The sequence below is a fragment of the Candidatus Kosakonia sp. 282A-S69 genome, from assembly GCF_029433855.1.
Lineage (GTDB): Bacteria > Pseudomonadota > Gammaproteobacteria > Enterobacterales > Enterobacteriaceae > Kosakonia > Kosakonia cowanii_A.
This window is the reverse complement of the sequence record NZ_JAROAU010000004.1, coordinates 42,656-63,400: the sequence shown is the minus strand read 5'-3', so window position 1 is coordinate 63,400 and position 20,745 is coordinate 42,656. Positions and strand designations below refer to the sequence as shown.

17 protein-coding genes and 1 pseudogene are annotated in these 20,745 nt (G+C 56.3%); 2 read left to right on the top strand and 16 right to left on the bottom strand.

Annotated elements, in window-relative coordinates; all coding sequences use genetic code 11:
• Positions 1 to 66 precede the first annotated feature (66 nt).
• The 12 genes and pseudogenes from PU683_RS20010 to PU683_RS22385 all read right to left on the bottom strand — a co-directional run bounded on the left by PU683_RS20010 (position 67) and on the right by PU683_RS22385 (position 14,061).
• Positions 67 to 300, bottom strand: coding sequence for a YgdI/YgdR family lipoprotein (locus tag PU683_RS20010; protein WP_042715383.1), 234 nt, complete (start codon positions 298 to 300; stop codon positions 67 to 69).
• A gap of 242 nt (positions 301 to 542) precedes the next feature.
• Positions 543 to 3,767 carry a carbamoyl-phosphate synthase large subunit gene (gene carB / locus PU683_RS20005; protein ID WP_277174390.1) on the bottom strand — a complete coding sequence of 1,075 codons (3,225 nt, stop codon included), beginning with the start codon at positions 3,765 to 3,767 and terminating at the stop codon, positions 543 to 545.
• A gap of 17 nt (positions 3,768 to 3,784) precedes the next feature.
• Positions 3,785 to 4,933 carry a glutamine-hydrolyzing carbamoyl-phosphate synthase small subunit gene (gene carA, locus PU683_RS20000; protein ID WP_277174389.1) on the bottom strand — a complete coding sequence of 383 codons (1,149 nt, stop codon included), beginning with the start codon at positions 4,931 to 4,933 and terminating at the stop codon, positions 3,785 to 3,787.
• A 456-nt stretch (positions 4,934 to 5,389) separates the two neighbouring features.
• Positions 5,390 to 6,211 carry a 4-hydroxy-tetrahydrodipicolinate reductase gene (gene dapB, locus PU683_RS19995; RefSeq protein ID WP_277174388.1) on the bottom strand — a complete coding sequence of 274 codons (822 nt, stop codon included), beginning with the start codon at positions 6,209 to 6,211 and terminating at the stop codon, positions 5,390 to 5,392.
• A 148-nt stretch (positions 6,212 to 6,359) separates the two neighbouring features.
• On the bottom strand, positions 6,360 to 6,989 hold the full coding sequence (locus tag PU683_RS19990) for an alanyl-tRNA editing protein (RefSeq protein WP_277174387.1): 630 nt from the start codon (positions 6,987 to 6,989) through the stop codon (positions 6,360 to 6,362).
• 35 nt (positions 6,990 to 7,024) lie between these two features.
• Entirely contained in the window at positions 7,025 to 7,939 is a 915-nt protein-coding gene (rihC, locus tag PU683_RS19985; RefSeq protein ID WP_277174386.1) for a ribonucleoside hydrolase RihC, read from the bottom strand.
• Positions 7,940 to 8,014: 75 nt separating this feature from the next.
• On the bottom strand, positions 8,015 to 8,965 hold the full coding sequence (gene ispH, locus PU683_RS19980) for a 4-hydroxy-3-methylbut-2-enyl diphosphate reductase (RefSeq protein ID WP_277174385.1): 951 nt from the start codon (positions 8,963 to 8,965) through the stop codon (positions 8,015 to 8,017).
• The gene (gene fkpB / locus PU683_RS19975; RefSeq protein WP_023480425.1) at positions 8,946 to 9,416 is read right to left on the bottom strand and encodes an FKBP-type peptidyl-prolyl cis-trans isomerase; all 471 of its coding nucleotides are present in this window, start codon (positions 9,414 to 9,416) and stop codon (positions 8,946 to 8,948) included. The genes ispH and fkpB overlap by 20 nt, the downstream gene beginning before the upstream one ends.
• A 107-nt stretch (positions 9,417 to 9,523) precedes the next feature.
• Complete coding sequence (gene lspA / locus PU683_RS19970; protein ID WP_277174384.1) at positions 9,524 to 10,024, bottom strand: signal peptidase II; 501 nt, start codon at positions 10,022 to 10,024, stop codon at positions 9,524 to 9,526.
• Positions 10,024 to 12,837 carry an isoleucine--tRNA ligase gene (gene ileS / locus PU683_RS19965; RefSeq protein WP_277174383.1) on the bottom strand — a complete coding sequence of 938 codons (2,814 nt, stop codon included), beginning with the start codon at positions 12,835 to 12,837 and terminating at the stop codon, positions 10,024 to 10,026. The genes lspA and ileS overlap by 1 nt, the downstream gene beginning before the upstream one ends.
• Positions 12,838 to 12,882: 45 nt before the next feature.
• Positions 12,883 to 13,824, bottom strand: a complete 942-nt coding sequence (gene ribF / locus PU683_RS19960; protein WP_277174382.1) for a bifunctional riboflavin kinase/FAD synthetase — start codon at positions 13,822 to 13,824, stop codon at positions 12,883 to 12,885.
• Positions 13,825 to 13,831: 7 nt separating this feature from the next.
• Positions 13,832 to 14,061 (bottom strand): annotated as a pseudogene (locus tag PU683_RS22385) (DUF2575 domain-containing protein).
• 89 nt (positions 14,062 to 14,150) lie between these two features.
• On the opposite strand from PU683_RS22385, the gene rpsT reads away from it, so the two are divergent.
• Positions 14,151 to 14,414, top strand: coding sequence for a 30S ribosomal protein S20 (gene rpsT / locus PU683_RS19955; RefSeq protein ID WP_277174381.1), 264 nt, complete (start codon positions 14,151 to 14,153; stop codon positions 14,412 to 14,414).
• 48 nt (positions 14,415 to 14,462) lie between these two features.
• Here rpsT and nhaR read toward each other — a convergent pair whose 3' ends face one another.
• The 4 genes from nhaR to dnaK form a co-directional block, all read right to left on the bottom strand.
• Positions 14,463 to 15,362: a transcriptional activator NhaR gene (gene nhaR / locus PU683_RS19950; RefSeq protein WP_277174380.1), complete on the bottom strand. Its 900-nt coding sequence runs from the start codon at positions 15,360 to 15,362 to the stop codon at positions 14,463 to 14,465.
• Between the two features lie 17 nt (positions 15,363 to 15,379).
• On the bottom strand, positions 15,380 to 16,549 hold the full coding sequence (gene nhaA / locus PU683_RS19945) for a Na+/H+ antiporter NhaA (protein ID WP_277174379.1): 1,170 nt from the start codon (positions 16,547 to 16,549) through the stop codon (positions 15,380 to 15,382).
• Between the two features lie 166 nt (positions 16,550 to 16,715).
• Positions 16,716 to 17,855, bottom strand: coding sequence for a molecular chaperone DnaJ (gene dnaJ / locus PU683_RS19940; protein WP_277174378.1), 1,140 nt, complete (start codon positions 17,853 to 17,855; stop codon positions 16,716 to 16,718).
• Positions 17,856 to 17,940: 85 nt separating this feature from the next.
• Entirely contained in the window at positions 17,941 to 19,866 is a 1,926-nt protein-coding gene (gene dnaK, locus PU683_RS19935; RefSeq protein WP_277174377.1) for a molecular chaperone DnaK, read from the bottom strand.
• 299 nt (positions 19,867 to 20,165) lie between these two features.
• On the opposite strand from dnaK, the gene satP reads away from it, so the two are divergent.
• Positions 20,166 to 20,732 (top strand): acetate uptake transporter, encoded by a 567-nt coding sequence (gene satP, locus PU683_RS19930; protein WP_042715340.1) that lies wholly within the window; start codon positions 20,166 to 20,168, stop codon positions 20,730 to 20,732.
• Positions 20,733 to 20,745 lie beyond the last annotated feature (13 nt).

The window sequence follows — 20,745 nt, the reverse complement described above, 5'->3', positions numbered from 1 at the left end:
GCAATCTGTAGGGGAATTAGTGTGGTCGTGCGGCGGCAAGCGCCACCGCACCCTGAGCGTAGCGGATTAGTTATCCAGCTCGCTCATCCCTTTAACCTGGTCGCGGTTGATCTGCTGCGTTTTACCGGTCTCGGCATTTTTAATGGAGACCATGCCGGTATCTTTATCTACCTGCGGTTTGCCGTCGGTAACAATGGTTTTACCATCGGTCGTCTCTACAGCCTGGTTTGAGGAGCAACCGGCAACGGTAAACAGCGCAGCGGCAGTCATTACGGATGTGAGCAGAAGTTTAGTTTTCATGGTTCTCTCCCTGTTTTGCAGTCAATTTTAAGCTTCTTCGCAGTAAGTGTAGGGTAACTTGCTGAGGGATGAGGAAAATACAGAGGACTCTGAAGGTGGGCGGGGAGCGGTAGGCCGGATAAGGCGTAGCCGCTATCCGTCAACAATGCCTGATGGCGCTGCGCTAATCAGGCCTACGTGTTTCGGCCTACAACAAATAGTACAAATACAAAAAATTCGGGCCGGTAAACCGGCCCGCTCTGTTACTTGCTGATCTGCGCGTGCATCTCCTGCACGGAGATCACCTTCTCGGTGGCGTCGGCATTCAGCGCCATCGCGGTGGCAAAGCCGCCGTTCAGGGTGGTGTCGTAATGCACCTTATACTGCAGCGCGCTGCGGCGAATCAGTTTAGAGTCCTCAATCGCCTGGCGACCTGCGGTGGTATTGATGATGTAGGTATATTCGCCATTCTTAATACGATCCTGAATGTGCGGACGCCCTTCATGCACCTTGTTTACCAGACGCGGGTTGATGCCTGCTTCGCCGAGCACAATCGCCGTGCCGTGGGTGGCATCCAGCTCGAAGCCCTGTTTCAGCAGCTTCGCGGCGAGGTCAACGACGCGCTCTTTATCCCCTTCACGTACCGACAGCAGCGCACGACCGCGCTTCTGCATGGTGGAGTTACTGCCGAGCTGCGCTTTGGCAAACGCTTCAGCAAAGGTGCGACCGACGCCCATCACTTCCCCGGTCGAGCGCATTTCGGGCCCTAACAGCGGGTCAACGCCAGGGAATTTGTTGAACGGCAGCACCACCTCTTTCACCGAGTAGTACGGTGGAATAATTTCGCTGGTGTGGCCCTGTGCAGCAAGGGTCTGACCGGTCATCACACGCGCCGCCACTTTCGCCAGCGGAACGCCCGTCGCTTTCGAGACAAACGGTACGGTACGCGCCGCACGCGGGTTCACCTCAATCAGGTAGACGTCGTTATCCTTCACCGCGAACTGCACGTTCATCAGACCGCGCACCTGCAGCTCAAAGGCCAGTTTCTGCACCTGCTGGCGCATTACATCCTGAATCTCCTGGCTGAGCGTATAGGCTGGCAGCGAACAGGCGGAGTCACCGGAGTGAACACCTGCCTGCTCGATATGCTCCATAATGCCGCCAATCAGCACATTTTCACCGTCGCAAATCGCGTCGACATCCACTTCTACCGCGTCATCGAGGAACTTATCCAGCAGCACTGGCGCATCGTTCGAGACGCTGACCGCGGTCATAAAGTAGCGGCGCAGGTCGGCTTCGTCGTAAACAATCTCCATCGCGCGGCCGCCCAGGACATAGGAGGGACGCACCACCAGTGGATAGGTGATCTCTTTTGCTTTCTCTACCGCCTGTTCCAGTGCCGTAACCGTGGCGTTAGCCGGTTGCAGCAGCTTCAGGCGCTCTACCGCCTGCTGGAAACGTTCGCGGTCTTCCGCGCGGTCAATCGCATCCGGGCTGGTACCGATAACCGGTACACCCGCCGCTTCCAGCTCGCGCGCCAGTTTCAGCGGTGTCTGGCCGCCGTACTGCACGATCACGCCCTTTGGCTTCTCGATGCGCACGATCTCCAGCACATCTTCCAGCGTGACCGGCTCGAAGTAGAGGCGGTCAGAGGTGTCGTAATCGGTGGAGACGGTCTCCGGGTTACAGTTGACCATAATGGTCTCGTAACCATCTTCACGCAGCGCCAGCGAGGCGTGGACGCAGCAGTAGTCGAACTCAATCCCCTGGCCGATACGGTTTGGACCACCGCCCAGCACCATAATTTTTTCCCGATCCTGATTCGGGTTCGCTTCGCACTCCTCTTCATAGGTGGAGTACATATACGCGGTGTCGGTAGCGAACTCCGCGGCGCAGGTATCAACGCGCTTGTAGACCGGGTGCAGGTTGTACTGGTCACGCAGCTTGCGGATCTCCGCTTCGCGCACGCCAACCAGCGTCGCCAGACGCGCATCGGCGAAGCCTTTGCGTTTCAGCTGGCGCAGGAAATCGGCGTTCAGGCCGTTAATACCCTGCGCGGCAACCTGCTCTTCCAGACGCACCAGCTCCTCAATCTGCACCAGGAACCAGCGGTCAATATTGGTCAGGTTGAAGACGCCATCGACGGAGAGACCGGCGCGGAAAGCGTCAGCGATGTACCAGATACGATCCGCGCCCGCGTCTTTCAGCTCGCGGCGGATTTTGGTCAGCGCTTCCGGATCCTCAAGACTCACTTTCGGATCGAAACCGGTCGCGCCCACTTCGAGGCCGCGCAGCGCTTTTTGCAGCGACTCCTGCTGGGTGCGGCCAATCGCCATCACTTCGCCAACGGATTTCATCTGCGTGGTCAGGCGGTCATTCGCACCGACAAATTTTTCGAAGTTGAAGCGCGGGATTTTGGTGACGACATAGTCGATAGAGGGTTCGAACGATGCCGGGGTACGCCCACCGGTGATATCGTTCATCAGCTCATCCAGCGTGTAACCTACCGCCAGCTTCGCCGCCACTTTCGCAATCGGGAAGCCGGTCGCTTTCGAGGCCAGCGCCGAAGAGCGGGAAACACGCGGGTTCATCTCAATCACAATCAGACGACCGTTTTTCGGGTTAACCGCGAACTGCACGTTGGAGCCGCCGGTCTCAACACCGATTTCACGCAGTACCGCCATCGAGGCGTTACGCATGATTTGGTACTCTTTGTCGGTCAGCGTCTGCGCCGGAGCCACGGTGATGGAGTCACCGGTGTGGATGCCCATGGCGTCAAAGTTTTCAATTGAGCAGACGATGATGCAGTTGTCGTTCTTATCGCGCACCACCTCCATCTCATACTCTTTCCAGCCAATCAGCGACTCATCAATCAGCAGCTCTTTGGTTGGCGAGAGATCGAGGCCGCGGGCGCAAATCTCTTCAAACTCTTCACGGTTATAAGCGATGCCGCCGCCGGTGCCGCCCATGGTAAAGGAGGGGCGGATAATGCACGGGTAGCCGACGTCAGCCGCCACGGCCAGCGCTTCGTCCATGGTGTGCGCAATGCCGGAACGCGCGGTATCGAGGCCAATTTTCTTCATCGCGATATCGAAACGGCGGCGATCTTCCGCTTTATCAATCGCATCTGCGGTGGCACCAATCATCGTCACGCCGAACTCTTCCAGCACGCCCTGACGCTCAAGCTCCAGCGCGCAGTTGAGCGCGGTCTGGCCGCCCATTGTCGGCAGCACCGCGTCCGGGCGCTCTTTCTCGATAATCTTGCGCACCACTTCCCAGTGGATTGGCTCAATATAGGTGGCGTCCGCCATTTCCGGGTCGGTCATGATAGTCGCCGGGTTGGAGTTCACCAGGATAACGCGGTAACCCTCTTCGCGCAGCGCTTTACACGCCTGCGCGCCGGAGTAGTCGAATTCACACGCCTGGCCGATAACAATCGGGCCAGCGCCAAGGATCAGGATGCTTTTTAGGTCTGTACGTTTTGGCATGGCTCTTTTTCTCCTGATTATTTGGCGGTATGACGATACTGCTCAATCAATTCAATAAAGTGGTCAAACAGCGGCGCAGCGTCGTGCGGGCCAGGGCTGGCTTCCGGGTGCCCCTGGAAGCTGAAGGCCGGCTTATCGGTGCGGTGAATGCCCTGCAGCGTGCCGTCGAACAGTGATTTATGCGTGACGCGCAGGTTCGCAGGCATCGACGCCTCGTCAACGGCAAAGCCGTGGTTCTGCGCGGTGATCATCACCGTATTGTTGTCGATATCTTTGACCGGGTGGTTACCGCCGTGGTGACCAAACTTCATCTTCACGGTTTTCGCGCCGCTTGCCAGCGCCAGCAGCTGGTGGCCGAGGCAGATGCCGAACACCGGAATGTCGGTCTCAAGGAAAGCTTTAATGGCATCGATGGCGTAGTCGCACGGTGCCGGGTCGCCGGGGCCGTTAGAGAGGAAGATGCCGTCCGGATTCATTTTCAGCACCTCTGCGGCCGGGGTTTGTGCCGGTACTACCGTCAGGCGGCACCCGCGATCCACCAGCATGCGCAGAATGTTACGTTTTGCGCCGTAATCATAGGCCACAACGTGGTAAGGCAGTTCGCTCTCTTGTTTCGCTTCCGGCAGCTCGCCCGCAAGCGTCCAGCTACCCTGCGTCCAGCTGTAGCTCTCCTGGGTCGTCACCTCTTTCGCCAGATCCATCCCGTTCAGCCCCGGGAAGGCTTTCGCTTTCTCCAGTGCCACGGCCTCGTCGAGGTTTTCGCCCGCGATGATGCAGCCGTTCTGCGCACCTTTTTCGCGCAACAGGCGGGTCAGCTTGCGGGTATCGATATCGGCAATCGCCACGATGTTATGGCGTTTCAGGTAGGAAGAGAGATCTTCAGTGCTGCGGTAGTTGCTGGCAATCAGCGGCAGGTCGCGAATGACCAGACCCTGCGCATGCACCTGAGAGGACTCTTCGTCAGCCGCGTTGGTGCCGACATTGCCGATATGAGGATAAGTAAGAGTGACGATTTGGCGGGAATAGGAAGGATCAGTGAGGATTTCTTGATAACCGGTCATTGAAGTATTGAAAACGACTTCCCCAACCGCCGTGCCTGTTGCCCCTATGGCCCGACCGTAAAACTGGGTTCCGTCTTCCAGAACCAATAGCGCTGACTTAATCAAAACACCCTCCAGAGAATATTCACTCACTTTATTTGCATATTAATTCATATCAGGATGATGAATCAATGCAAATTTGCTGGCCGTGGATTTTTGGCAAACGGCGGCATTCTGGAGAGATGTGGGGTAAAAGTCAACTTATGACGCCTCTTTTTCTTTCTCTTTTACGCCACTGCCTGGTTTTACAGGGTTTAAGAGATAAAAAAATAAGATAAGCAGAGCGGGGAAAACGCTTGCGCGGCAAGAAAACTGCAACGAAAGAGCGATGAGGGCATAAAACCAGACCAGATGGTCAAATTTTACATTTTAGAAACAAAAAACACTCACATAAACGGGTAATTCACCCATTTAAGCAAAAAAACTAACCATAACCTAAAAAAACAGAAGGGCAATAAATTATTGCCCTTTGCAATCAAGCAACTACGACTGCAACAACCACATCACGAAGGGTAAAAAAGCTTACAAATTGTTGAGATCCAGAACATCTCGCATATCAAAAAGGCCACCTTCCTTATCTTTAAGCCATAAAGCGGAACGCACCGCGCCATTAGCAAAGGTCATGCGGCTCGACGCTTTATGTGTAATCTCGACACGTTCGCCAATATCGGCGAACATCGCCGTATGTTCGCCGACGATATCCCCGGCTCGAACGGTAGCAAAGCCAATCGTGCCGGGAACGCGCTCGCCGGTATGGCCTTCACGTGAATACACTGCGCACTCTTTTAACTCTTTATTCAGTGAGCTGGCGATCGCTTCACCCATTGCCAGCGCCGTGCCTGACGGTGCATCCACCTTATAGCGGTGATGCGCTTCGATAATTTCAATGTCGGTGTAGTCGCCCATCACCTTTGCCGCTTTTTCCAGCAGCTTCAGCATGACATTCACGCCGACGCTAAAGTTGGCGGCAAAGACAATGGCAATATCCTGCGCCGCATCGCTGATGGCCTGTTTACCTGCTTCATCAAAGCCGGTGGTACCAATGACCATACCTTTATGGTGCTGGCGGCAAAACGCGAGATGGTGCAGCGTCCCTTCCGGGCGGGTGAAATCGATGAATACATCAAAATCCTCTTTTACCGCCTCAAGGCTGCTCTGAATTGTCACGCCGCTTTGGCCCACGCCCGCAAGTTCACCTGCATCGCTTCCCAGCAGAGATGATCCTTCACGTTCCAGCGCCGCACCAAGGGCAACGCCCTCCATGGCCAGCGCGGCCTGAATCAGCTGTCGGCCCATTCGACCGCCAGCGCCCGCGATGGCTACGCGGATTGCTGCATCATGCATAGTTGTGCTCTTTTGTTAATTAAATGCGTAAAAATCGTTTCCAGATTAACCAGCTCATCTCAGAGCCACCAGCCGAAAACGCCGATAATTAGAAATTAATGATATACATCAGGAAATATCAGTAAAAGGCATAACGGGAGGCGACGCGCTATGCCACCGTATAGTTAACAATCAGCTGCCCTTTCTTCACTTTGACGTTGCTGATCACCACCTCTTTAAGTTCAGACAGCGAGCGCACGTGTGTTCCGCCGCAGCCATAGGCAGGAAGATCGCCAAAACGCACCATTCTACGCCCCGCGTCAAATGCGATGACCCGCGCCAGCGCAGCGGATTGCCACTGCGTAATCGCGTGGGTGAAGGTCGCAGCCTCAGGCTCTGCGGCCTCCTCTCCCGGTGTGAAGGTGATTCGCCCCTCTCCCGGCCAGTGATGTGCTTTGACCGGCCGCCAGCCCGCGGCTTCTCCCGCATAACCAATCAGATGCCCGGCGGAGTGCAGCTGGGTGTGTAATGCGCGGGCCTCAGCATCTATTTTCAGCTCCACCTCGCCCACCGGCAGCGGCTGCGCCAGTAGATGAATCACCTCATCGTCTTGCTGTGTCACACCTTCGACCTCGATGCTGTTGATCCAGCCTTTATCAGCCGGTTGACCGCCGCCCTGCGGGTGAAAAAGGGTGCGATCGAGCACGATCGCATAACGGCCATCGGCCTGTTCTGTGCAACGCAGCACGCGGGCGCGGCCTTCAAGCGCATCGCTGGTGTAGTAGAGTCGTTCAGTCATCACGTCTTCTCTCTTTGTCATCGCATTCATCAATATTAGGGGGCCAGCGCCAGCACCCCGGCGAACCAGGTACGAAAACCTTCTACATCAATATCCAGCGCCACCTGTGCATTGGCGGGCAGCCCCAGCTTGCCGTCAATATCCACCACCGTCGCCCCCGTGGTGAACTGCCCCTGCGTCTCAACTGCCACAAAGCAGGGTTTGAGAGTAAAGAGTTCCGGGCGGGCCAGGTAAGCGATAGCGCAAAGGTCATGCATGCGCTGCCCCGTCGCCATGCTGCCGCTGCGGTAGTGGCTAAAAAGGGCATGCAACATGTTGCCGGTGCGGTTAAGGCCAGGAAGCGTAGCTAAAAAAGCTGGCGCAAGGGTCGCGCGGTTGGTGACATCCAGGCCGCACATCACGATATCCAGCCCGCTGGCAAAAACGCGCGCCGCAGCGTCGGGATCGACGGCGATATTAAACTCGGCGCTCGGCGTAAAGTTACCACGCCCGGCGGAGCCCCCCATCATCACCAGCCGACGGATGTTGAACTGGCATTCGGGATAGTGGGTAAGCAGCAGCGCGATATTGGTCAGCGGGCCGATGGTCACCAGCGTGACCGGTTCAGGCGAGGCCAGCAGCGTGTCGCGGATAGCCTGAAAGGCCGGGATGGCCAGCGGCTGGCGCGCGTGTTCAATAAAGTCGTAGCCATCCAGCCCCGATTCACCATGCACATCTGCCGCGCTATAGAGCGAGCGCAGCAGGGGCGTGGCGGCTCCCTGCGCCAGCGGTATTTCCGCCTGCCAGAAGTGAAGCAGTTGCAGCGCGTTACGGGTCGTTTTCTCCAGCGAAACATTACCGGCAACGGTGGTGATCAGTTTCAGATCGCACTCAGGTGCGAACAGCGCGGCGGCAATCGCCACGGCATCATCAATACCGGGATCGGTGTCGAGAATGATTGGCAGCCCCATAGTCCCTCCACGAAAAATGGTCAAAAAAAATGCCAGACTCAGTCTGGCATCTTCGCATAACCATCGGGAAAAAGGTTACTCGACTTCGCGAACCTCGACCCGCAGCTCTTTTGGCACTTCAAAGACGATATTCTCTTCGCGCCCTTCGAGCGGGATAGCTTCGCCGCCGCCCAGCTCCTGCAGGCGGGCAATCACGTTCTGCACCAGAATATCCGGTGCGGACGCGCCTGCCGTGACGCCAACGCAGGCAATACCCTGCACCCAGCTCTCCTGGATATCAGAGGCATCATCAATCAGATAGGCCGCTTTGCCCATCCGCTGCGCCAGTTCGGCGAGCCGGTTAGAGTTGGAGGAGTTTTTGGAGCCCACCACCAGTACCACTTCCGCCTGTTCAGCCAGCGCGCGCACCGCTTCCTGACGGTTAGTGGTGGCGTAGCAGATATCATCTTTACGCGGCCCGACGATCTGCGGGAAACGCACGCGCAGAGCGTCAATGACGTCAGAGGTATCGTCGACGGAGAGCGTGGTCTGGGTCATGAACGAGAGTTTGCCCGGATCTTTGATCGCAAGTGTCGCGACATCGTCCGGCGACTCGACCAGGTACATGCCCCCTTTTGGGTTGCTGTACTGCCCCATGGTGCCTTCCACTTCCGGGTGACCGGCGTGACCAATCAGGATCGCCTCTTCGCCACGACGGCTGGCGCGCGCCACTTCCATATGCACTTTCGTGACCAGCGGGCAGGTGGCATCGAAAACCGTTAAATCACGGCTTTTTGCTTCGTTGCGCACCGCTTGCGACACGCCATGCGCCGAGAAGATAAGGATCGCGCCGTCCGGCACTTCGCTTATCTGCTCGATAAAAATGGCGCCGCGCTCGCGCAGGCTGTCGACCACATAGCGGTTATGCACCACTTCGTGACGCACGTAAATTGGCGCGCCGTAAATCGCCAGCGCGTTTTCAACAATGCTGATAGCGCGGTCAACGCCAGCGCAAAAACCGCGCGGGTTAGCCAACAGGATCTGCATTTGTCTCCTCCAGTGCCGGATCGACTTCCAGCACATCGATATCAAAGTGGACGGTTCTGCCCGCCAGCGGATGGTTGAAATCGACGGTAATCGAATCGCCGTTGATTTCACGGATCACGCCCGGCATTTCGCTGCCATCCATTGCGGTAAAGAGCATAATCGCGCCGATCTCTGGCTCGCCGGCATCCATAAATTCACGGCGCGAGAAGTACTGGATCAGATCCGGGCTCGGCGTACCGAAGGCGGCGTCCGGCTCAAGGGAAAAGACCTTTTTCTCCCCGGCCTTCAGGCCAAGCAGATGTTGCTCCAGGCCCTCGGAAAGGGAACCGTCGCCAAGGCGAAACAGCGCCGGCTTACCGTTGTTACGTGTGGATTCGGCAAGTGAACCATCTTCGAGTTTGAGCGTGAAGTGCACCAGCACTGCGCTGTCACTCTGTACGGATTTAGACATGCAGGTTGCTCTTATGTGATAGCGAATGTAGAGCCCGGGCGCATATTACATGCCGGATAGCGCTACGCTTATCCGGCCTGCGAACCGGGCCTACAACGCTTTATGGCTTACGCCTCTTTTTTCACTGCGGCGGAGGGCAAGAACCCTTCCAGCACGATCAGCGCCGCGCCGATACAGATTGCGGTATCAGCAAGGTTAAAGGTAGCAAAATGCCAGTCGCCCATATAAAAATCGATCATATCGACGACGAAGCCATGCCACAGACGGTCGAACAAGTTACCCAACGCGCCGCCAATAATCAGCGCATAGGCGATGTTATTCAGCTTTTGCGATGCTTTGGCGCGGTACATCAGCACCGTCAGCACTACGCAGATACCGATAGCGATACCCGCGAAGAACCAGCGTTGCCAGCCGCCGCTGTCGGCGAGGAAGCTGAATGCCGCCCCGTAGTTACGCGCATAGTGCAGGTTTAGCGACGGGAACAGCGAGACCGTCTCCCCCAGAGCGAAGTTCTGGAGGATCAGGTATTTACTGCCCAGATCGATAATCAGCACCGCCACAACCAGCCATAGCCAGCGCAGCCCTGTTGAAAAGATCGGTTTACTCATCAGGCAAACTTACGTTTTTCGCCGTCACCGGCGACGTTGCTAACACAGCGTCCGCAAATATCTGCGTGTTCCGCCACCTGACCGACATCATGGGTGTAATGCCAGCAACGCGGGCACTTCTCACCGTCGGCTTTGCTCAGCGCTACTTTCAGCCCCTGGAGCAGTTCGCTCTGCTGCGCATCCGCAGAAGCGCTGGCATAATCCGCAACCTGCGCGCCTGAGGTCAACAGGACAAATCGCAATTCATCGCCCAGCGCTGTCAGTTTCGCCGCCAGCTCCGGCTGCGCGAACAGCGTTACCGCCGCTTCAAGGGAGCCACCTACTTTCTTATCGGCACGCGCCTGCTCAATCACCTTGTTGACTTCACCGCGCACTTTCAGCAGCTCGGCCCAGTAGGCGTCGTTCATTGCTTCGCTGTCTGCCAGACCAAACAGGCCTTCGTACCACTCGCCGGTGAAGACATACTTCTCGCGCTCGCCCGGCAGGTAACCCCAGATCTCATCCGCGGTGAAGGACATGATCGGTGCCATCCAGCGCACCAGCGCTTCACAGATGTGATACAGCGCAGTCTGACAGCTGCGACGCGCGCGGCTCTCCGCTTTTGCGGTGTACTGACGGTCTTTAATGATGTCGAGGTAGAAGGAGCCCATTTCCACGGAGCAGAAGCGCATCAGGCGCTGCACCACTTCATGGAAGTCGTAGGATTCGTAGGCTTTCAGGATATCTTCCTGCGCCGCTTTCGCGCAGCCAACGGCCCAGCGATCCAGCACCACCATCTCTTCCGGTTTCACCATATCTTTCGCCGGATCGAAACCATTGAGGTTTGCCAGCAGGAAGCGCGCGGTGTTACGGATACGACGATAGCTGTCGGCAGCACGCTTCAGGATCTCGTCGGAGACCGCCATTTCACCGGTGTAATCGGTGGATGCCACCCACAGACGCAGGATATCCGCGCCGAGTTTGTTCATCACATCCTGCGGCGAAACGGTGTTACCGATAGATTTCGACATCTTGCGGCCCTGACCGTCGACGGTGAAACCGTGGGTCAGTACCTGACGATAAGGCGCTTTGCCCTTCATCGCTGTCGAGATCATCAGGGAGGACATAAACCAGCCGCGATGCTGATCCGAGCCTTCCAGATACATGTCTGCCGCGTGGCCCGCGAACTCCGGGCGAACGTCGACCACGGAAGCGTGAGTTGAACCGGAGTCAAACCAGACATCCAGCGTATCCGGCACTTTGACATAGCTGTCGGCGTCATCGCCAAGGATGTCGCGCGGGTCGAGATCCCACCAGGCCTGAATGCCGTCAACTTCGACGCGTTTTGCTACCTCTTCCATCAGTTCCAGCGTACGCGGGTGCAGCTCTTCGGTATCTTTATGGACGAACAGCGACATCGGCACGCCCCAGGTGCGCTGACGGGAGATACACCAGTCAGGACGGTTAGCGACCATCGATTCGATACGCGCCTGGCCCCAGTCCGGGATCCACTGCACGCCTTTGATCTCCTGCAGCGACTGCGCGCGCAACCCTTTTTGATCCATGCTGACGAACCACTGCGGCGTAGCGCGGAAGATGATCGGTGACTTGTGACGCCAGCAGCACGGATAGCTGTGCTGCATCTTTTCGACGTGCAGCAGCGCGCCTTTTTCGGTCAGCAGCGCCACGATAATATCGTTCGCTTTGAAGACGTTAATACCGTCGAGCGTCGGGTAGGTTCCCGGCAGATAGCGACCGTCCGGGCCAACCGGGTTGGCAATTTCCAGACCATACTTCTGGCTGATGGTGTAGTCGTCCGGGCCGTGGCCACCGGCGGTATGCACCGCGCCGGTACCCGCATCCAGCGTAACGTGATCGCCGAGGATCGCCGGAACGTCGAAATCAAGGAACGGGTGTTTGAAGCGCATCAGCTCAAGCTCGGCGCCGTTGACCGTAGCCAGCACGCGATAATCGCTGATGCCGGTGCGTTTCATCACGCTCTCAACCAGATCTTTCGCCAGGATCACCGCCTGACCATCAACCTGCACCAGCGCATACTCAAACTCCGGAGAGAGGGAGATAGCGCGGTTAGCAGGGAGTGTCCACGGCGTAGTCGTCCAGATAACCAGCGAAACCGGGCCAACGGTGTCAACGCCAAATTTCGCTTTTACCGCCTGCTGATCGACGGCCTGGAAGGCAACGTCGATAGAAGGTGACGTTTTGTCGTAATACTCAACTTCCGCTTCCGCCAGCGCGGAGCGGCAGTCGACGCACCAGTGCACCGGCTTAGCCCCTTTCAGCAGGTGGCCGTTACCGATGATTTTGCCCAGCGCGCGGATGATATTGGCTTCAGTTTTGAAGTCCATGGTCAGATAGGGGTGCGACCAGTCGCCGAGCACGCCCAGGCGGATAAAGTCTTTGCGCTGCCCATCCACCTGCGTGGCGGCATATTCACGGCACTTGGCGCGGAATTCGGCGGCGGTAAACTTCTCACCCGGCTTGCCGTACTCCTGCTCAACTTTCAGTTCGATCGGCAGACCGTGGCAATCCCAACCTGGAACATAAGGCGAGTCATAACCTGCGAGCCCTTTGGACTTCACAATAATGTCTTTCAGAATCTTGTTAACCGAGTGACCAATATGAATGCTGCCATTCGCATATGGAGGGCCATCATGCAGAATGAAGGTTTTTTTGCCTTTTTTCGCCGCACGGATGATGCCGTAGAGGTCATCATCAGTCCAACGCGCCAGCATTCCCGGTTCGCGTTTGGCGAGATCGCCACGCATTGGGAACCCTGTTTCCGGCAAATTCAGGGTAGATTTATAGTCACTCATTAGATTCTCGGTTCCGTATTTCGGTTTGATTAATACCACCAGGCCTTAAGAAGCCGGTTTAGATAGCCCAAAAAATTCACGGGCCGCTACCTCATCTCGGGCGATTTGCGCCTTCAGTTCATCGAGGGAAGCAAAACGCTGTTCATTACGTATTTTCTTACGCAGTACTACGTCTATATGGCGACCATAGAGGTCCATTGCAACGTCCAGCAGATGCACTTCCAGCTGCTGGCGAATACCCGCCACTGTCGGGCGGGTACCAATGTTGGCGACGCCCGGCAGCAGCCTATCGCCGAGCCCGGCGACTTCAACGGCGTAAACCCCTTTCACCGGGGAGACCTGGCGGCGCAGGGGCACGTTAGCGGTCGGAAAACCGATGGTGCGTCCCAGCGCATCGCCATGGACAACGCGCCCGGAGATGGTGAACGGGCGGCCAAGGAGATTCCCGGCAAGCGCCAGGTCGTCGTTCGCCAGCGCCTGGCGAATCGCGGTGCTGCTCACCCGCACGCCGCCTTCGCAGAAAGTTTGCGTGCTGGTGACGTCAAAGCCATATTTTTCGCCAGCCTTCTGTAATAACAAGAAATCCCCCTGGCGACCAGCGCCAAAACGGAAATCGTCACCGACTGCGAGAAATTTCACACCGAGGCGGTCGACCAGCAGATCACTGACAAAGGTTTGTGCGGTCAGCGCTGCAAAATGCCTGTCAAAGCGCAGGCAGAGGACATAGTCCACACCGCATTCGGCCAGCAAGCGAAGCTTCTCGCGCAGACGCGTCAGCCGCGCGGGAGATTTTTCCCCGGCGAACAGCTCCAGCGGCTGCGGTTCAAAAATCATCACTACTACCGGCAGGCCGCGCGCGCGCCCTTCTGCGCCCAGCCCCTGTAGCAACGCCTGATGACCGCGATGTACGCCGTCGAAATTACCAATAGTCAGCACACACCCGTGCGGTGCATGACTGAGGTTATGTATGCCGCGTATCAGCTTCATGTCTGGCTCAAAACAGTGAAAATCGTCGGATTATACCTTGTACAGCGGGCAACGTTAACCGGCGATTGCCTTATCGCGCCAGAAAGGAGACGCTTTTCATCAGGCTACCGCTGGCTCTGGTGAGAATCTGCCGTTATGCACGATTTTTCTGGTGGAAAAGCTGTATTCGCGACACGCAAGCTGTTAGAATCCTGCGCCATCACTACGTAACGAGCGTTGTTGCTTAACGGCGCTTATTTGCACAAATCCATTGACAAAAGAAGGCTAAAAGGGCATATTCCCCGGCCTTTGAATTGTCCATAAAGATCATATTTGGGAGTTGGACCTTGGCTAATATCAAATCAGCTAAGAAGCGCGCCGTTCAGTCTGAAAAGGCTCGCAAGCACAACGCTAGCCGTCGCTCAATGATGCGTACTTTCATCAAGAAAGTATACGCAGCAATTGAAGCTGGCGACAAAGCCGCTGCGCAGAATGCATTTAACGAAATGCAACCGATCGTGGATCGTCAGGCCGCTAAAGGTCTGATCCACAAAAACAAAGCAGCGCGTCATAAGGCTAACCTGACCGCGCGTATCAACAGCCTGGCTTAATCGCTACGCTGTTCGCTTTGTAAAAAAAACCCGCTTCGGCGGGTTTTTTCATTTCTGGTGTAGCGCGAAGAGCGCCGAGTAGTCGCGATTGCAGATGCGCTGCACCGCCGGATGCTGGATCATTCGTTCAGCAAAAATCGCGTGATACTCCTCCTGCACATTGTCGAGCCGGCCGATCTCCACCATTCGCGCATCAGCATAGAAGTCGTCGCCATAAGAGGTCGGTGCCACAAAGATGGCGTTGTGTTTCGCGCCAAAGGCCTTCATCAGCGCGGCATCATCAAATTCGCCAAGGATCTCTACCTGCAGATTCTGCACATGAAACCAGTTCATCAGCTTACGACCAAGCATTGAGCGGCGACCGGGGATTAATAACCGACGCGTTTCAAGGGAGGCGGGAAACGTCAGCTCCGGCGCCGGGCTGCTGCTCCAGAAGCTGACGCTGCACTCGCCAATCTTCACCGAAAAGAGCCCCTCATGCTGGGCAGAGTCGATAGGACAATCAGAGATAATCATATCGAGCTTATGCTGGCTTAACTGCTCCAGCAGCAACTCGTGCGTCGATTCAAAACAGCGCAGGTGAATTGGCTCGCCCTCTTGTACGACCGCATCAAGAATACCGCTCACCAGCCGCTTTGAGAGCGCATCTGCCACGCCGACATCAAACAGCAGGTTCGCCTCTTTGCGGTAGTTGATGATATCGAGCATCTCCTGGCTTAACGCGAACATCTTATCGGCATAGCGAAATACCAGCTGACCCAGTTCGGTGGCCTCCAGCCCTCGCCCTTTGCGTTTAAAAAGCTTGCCCTGTAGCCGCTCCTCCAGCGCTTTGATCTGCCCGGTGATCGTCTGCGGCGTTAAGTAAAGCGCCTCCGCCGCGCCAACGACGGAGCCTTCCCGATAGACATGCCAGAAGTAGTACAGGTGGTTGTAATTGATATATGACATGGCGCTTTACCTCTGCGTTACTGCGCCGGGCGGAGAATGCGCGTGCGCAGCAAGCAGTAACCCACCACGGCCGAGATAACCGAGCCGGCGAGAATGCCCAGCTTGCTCCAGGCGATCATATCGGCATGGGCATCGCCAAAGGCGAGTGACGAGATAAAGATCGACATGGTAAAGCCAATGCCGCACAGCACGCCAACCGCCATAATCTGCTTAAACACCGCGCCGTGCGGCAGCTTCGCCAGTTTCAGACGCAGCGCCAGCCAGCAGAAGAGCGAAATGCCGAGCGGTTTACCGATCACCAGACCGGCAATAATCCCCAGCGGCAGCACATCAGTCAGGCCGGAGAGCGACATACCGTTGAGAGAGACCCCGGCGTTAGCAAAAGCAAACAGCGGTAGAATAAGCCAGGCGACCCACGGGCTGATCGCATCGCTCAACTGATGTAACGGCGACACGCCATTCTCTTTCTTCAGCGGCACAAAGAAGCCGACGATAACGCCCGCAAGCGTGGCATGCACCCCGGATTTCAGCACCGCCGTCCACAGCACGACGCCCACTAACATATAGATACCGATGCGGCGCACGTTGAGCGCGTTCATGATTGCCAGCACGGCGATAGCGGTCGCGGCAACCCCCAGCGCGAGGGTCGAGAGATCGCTGGTGTAGAACAGCGCAATAATCACAATCGCGCCGAGATCGTCAATGATCGCCAGCGCCATCAAAAACACTTTTAGTACCGGCGGGACGCGGTTACCTAACAGCGCCAGCACGCCAAGGGCAAAAGCAATATCTGTCGCGGTAGGAATGGCCCAGCCGTGGCTTGCCAGCGGGTTATGACCATTAAATAGCAGGAAGATCAGCGCGGGTGCGACCATGCCCCCCAGCGCGGCAATCACCGGGAATACCGCCTGCTGGCGGCTGGCGAGCGTTCCCTCAACCAGCTCATATTTCACTTCCAGACCGACCATCAGGAAAAAGATCGCCATCAGCGCATCGTTAATCCACAACAGCATGTCTTTGTTAATCTCAAGCGATCCCACTTTCAGCTGGACCGGAGTCTGTAAGAAGGAGCTGTAAAGCGCCTGCGTCGCGCCGAGGTTAGCGCAGAGCATGGCCAACGCGGCGGCCAAAATCAGCACAATGCCACCTGAGGCATCGCTATTTAAAAAACGGTGTAAAAACTTCATCGGATTCTCCCACTCCCTGTAACGTCGTGGCGGCTATCTTACGCCCGGTTACTCTTCGTTAAAAACAGATTATTGTTGCTTATCAGCTCTGTTTTTCCGAGGCATGCGAGCGGGCAAAAAAAACCCGGCAACGCCGGGTTTGATAAAGAGAGTAGATGCGGGACGCTTAGCGCGTCAGATCGTCGAAGAATTTTTTGACGCCATCGAAGAAGCTTTTGGAGCGCGGGCTATTATTTTCCCCCGTCGGGCCACCAAAGCTGTCCTGCAGATCCTGCAGCAGCTGCTTCTGTTTCTCGTTCAGGCCGACCGGTGTCTCTACGACTACGCGGCACAGCAGATCGCCCTGCGCGCCGCCACGCACGGATTTCACGCCTTTACCGCGCATGCGGAACAGCTTGCCGGTTTGCGTTTCGCTCGGCACTTTCAGCTTCACGCGACCATCCAGCGTCGGCACTTCGATTTCGCCGCCCAGCGCCGCCATGGCAAAGTTGATCGGCACTTCGCAGTAGAGGTTATTACCTTCGCGCTCAAAGATCGGGTGCTGTTTCACCTGCACCTGAACGTAGAGATCGCCCGCCGGCGCGCCGTGCTCGCCCGCTTCGCCTTCGCCGCTCAGACGAATACGATCGCCGGTGTCCACCCCTGCCGGGATCTTCACGGAGAGGGTTTTGGATTTCTCAACGCGGCCGTGGCCGTGGCATTTATTGCACGGATCTTTAATCAGCGTACCGCGGCCCTGACAGTGTGGACAGGTCTGCTGTACGGCAAAGAAGCCCTGGCGCATCTGAACCTGACCGGAGCCGTGACAGGTCGGACAGGTCTGCGGCTGCGTACCCGCTTTTGCGCCGCTGCCGTGGCAGATGTCACACTCTTCCAGCGTCGGAATGCGGATCTCTTTCGTTACACCGCGTACCGCTTCTTCCAGCGTCAGCTCCATGGTGTAACGCAGGTCGGCGCCACGCGCCGCGCGTTGACGGCCACGACCGCCACCGAAGATGTCGCCAAAGACATCGCCAAAGATGTCGCTAAAGTCGGCACCGCCGCCAAAGCCGCCGCCGTACCCACCGCCGCCGCCGCCCTGCTCAAAGGCCGCATGGCCGTACTGATCGTACGCCGCGCGTTTCTGGGGATCGGTCAGAACCTTATAGGCTTCGTTGATCTCTTTGAATTTGCTTTCGGCCTCTTTATCGCCCTGGTTGCGGTCCGGGTGAAATTTCATGGCCAGGCGTCGGTAGGCCTTTTTGATCTCAGACTCTTCGGCGGTTTTCGACACGCCGAGAATCTCGTAATAATCTTGCTTCGCCATCGGTTTATCTGCCCCTTAACATACGAGCACGGGCGTGGAGAAAACTCCGACGCCCGTGCTGGTTATCTACCCTGCATAAGGGCGATTATTTTTTGTCTTTAACTTCTTCGAACTCGGCGTCAACTACGTCGTCATCTTTCGCCGCGTTGGCGTTGTTCGCAGAAGCGTCAGCGCCGCCTGCCTGCTGCTGTGCGTGCTGCTGCTGGGCGATTTCCATCAGTTTCTGGGAAACCTGAGCCAGCGCCTGCATTTTGGCGTCGATGGCCGCTTTGTCTTCGCCTTTCAGCGCGGTTTCCAGCTCGCTCAGCGCGGACTCGATTGCCGTTTTATCTTCAGCCGGCAGTTTGTCGCCTGCTTCTTCAACCTGCTTGCGGGTGCTGTGCAGCAGATGATCGCCCTGGTTACGGGTCTGTACCAGCTCTTCGAACTTACGGTCAGACTCGGCGTTCGCTTCCGCGTCACGTACCATTTTCTGGATTTCATCCTCGTTCAGACCAGAAGATGCCTTGATGGTGATCTTCTGCTCACGGTTGGTATTCTTGTCTTTCGCAGAGACGTGCAGAATACCATCGGCGTCGATATCGAAGGTCACTTCGATCTGCGGCATGCCGCGCGGCGCCGGGTTAATACCATCGAGGTTGAACTGGCCCAGCGATTTGTTATCGGAGGCGCGTTTACGCTCACCCTGCAGTACATGGATGGTTACCGCAGACTGGTTGTCTTCCGCAGTAGAGAACACCTGGCTGTGCTTGGTCGGGATGGTGGTGTTTTTGTTGATCAGCGGAGTCATCACGCCGCCCATGGTTTCGATACCCAGCGACAGCGGGGTAACGTCCAGCAGCAGAACGTCTTTAACTTCACCGGTCAGAACGCCGCCCTGAACCGCAGCACCGATAGCCACTGCTTCATCCGGGTTCACATCTTTACGCGGATCTTTGCCGAAGAACTCAGCCACTTTTTTCTGCACCATCGGCATACGGGTCTGGCCACCGACCAGAATCACGTCGTTGATGTCAGAAACGGAGAGGCCCGCATCCTGCAGCGCAACTTTCAGCGGCTCGATAGAACGGCTTACCAGGTCTTCGACCAGGCTTTCCAGTTTCGCGCGAGTCACTTTGATGTTCATGTGTTTCGGACCGGTCGCGTCTGCGGTGATGTACGGCAGGTTCACGTCGGTCTGCTGTGCTGAAGAGAGCTCGATTTTTGCTTTCTCTGCCGCTTCTTTCAGGCGCTGCATTGCCAGCGGATCGTTGCGCAGATCGATACCCTGATCTTTCTTGAACTCTTCCACCAGGTAGTTAATCAGACGGCTGTCGAAATCTTCACCACCGAGGTGGGTATCACCGTTAGTCGCCAGTACTTCGAAGGTTTTTTCGCCATCAACATCGTCGATTTCAATGATGGAGATATCGAAGGTACCGCCGCCCAGGTCGTATACCGCGATAGTGCGGTTACCGGTCTCTTTATCCAGACCGTAAGCCAGCGCTGCCGCTGTCGGTTCGTTGATAATACGTTTTACTTCCAGGCCCGCGATACGGCCGGCGTCTTTGGTCGCCTGACGCTGCGCATCGTTAAAGTAAGCCGGAACGGTGATAACGGCTTCAGTTACCGGTTCACCCAGGTAATCTTCCGCTGTTTTCTTCATTTTTTTCAGCACTTCAGCAGAGATCTGCGGCGGTGCCATTTTGTTGCCTTTCACATCAATCCAGGCGTCGCCGTTGTCGGCTGCCATGATTTTGTAAGGCATGATAGATACGTCACGCTGGACTTCTTCGTCCTGGAAGCGACGGCCAATCAGGCGCTTGATCGCAAACAGCGTGTTTTGCGGGTTCGTCACTGCCTGACGTTTAGCCGGCTGACCTACCAGAGTCTCGCCATCCTGTGTGTACGCAATAATGGAAGGCGTGGTGCGATCGCCCTCAGCGTTCTCAAGCACGCGCGCCTGAGCCCCGTCCATGATGGCTACACAAGAGTTGGTTGTCCCAAGGTCGATACCAATAATTTTACCCATCTAAACGTCTCCACTAAAAATTCGTCATCAGCTGGTTGTGAACCTGTAATAAGGGCAAACCTCACGGTTTCAACTGCCCTGTATTGATTTTTTTGCAGGCCCACAAAATGCGGTTGACTACAAGATGGGGTCGCCGCGCCGCGCATCAAGGGGGGAGGCAATAAAAAATTTTTTAATTTCCACCTGTTCAGATCATAGACAGGCCAGGTAGCGCTATTTATGATGCCGCGCCCCGCTTGCAGAAAACGCCCGCGGGGTAATTATTTCTCCCCTTTATCAATTGATTCTTTTGAGGAATTATGGGCAACACTAAGTTGGCTAATCCGGCTCCGCTGGGCTTAATGGGCTTCGGCATGACCACTATTCTGCTTAACCTGCATAATATTGGTTTATTCCCGATGGATGTCATTATCCTGGCGATGGGCATTTTCTATGGTGGTATCGCACAGATTTTTGCCGGCCTGCTTGAGTACAAAAAAGGCAACACCTTCGGTTTAACGGCCTTTACCTCTTACGGTTCTTTCTGGTTGACGCTGGTAGCGATTCTGTTGTTCCCGAAAATGGGGCTGACGGAGGCGACCAACGGCCACTTCCTCGGCGTCTATTTAGCCATCTGGGGTGTCTTTACCCTGTTCATGTTCTTCGGCACGCTGAAGAGCGCGCGCATGCTGCAGTTTGTCTTCCTGAGCCTGACGGTGCTGTTTGCGCTGCTGGCGGTGGGACATCTGGCGGATAACGAAAACATCGTCCATATCGCAGGCTGGATTGGCCTCGTCTGCGGTGCCAGCGCTATCTACCTGGCGATGGGCGAAGTGCTGAACGAACAATTTGGCCGCACCGTGCTGCCAATTGGCGAAAAACACTGATTTTATTAAGTGA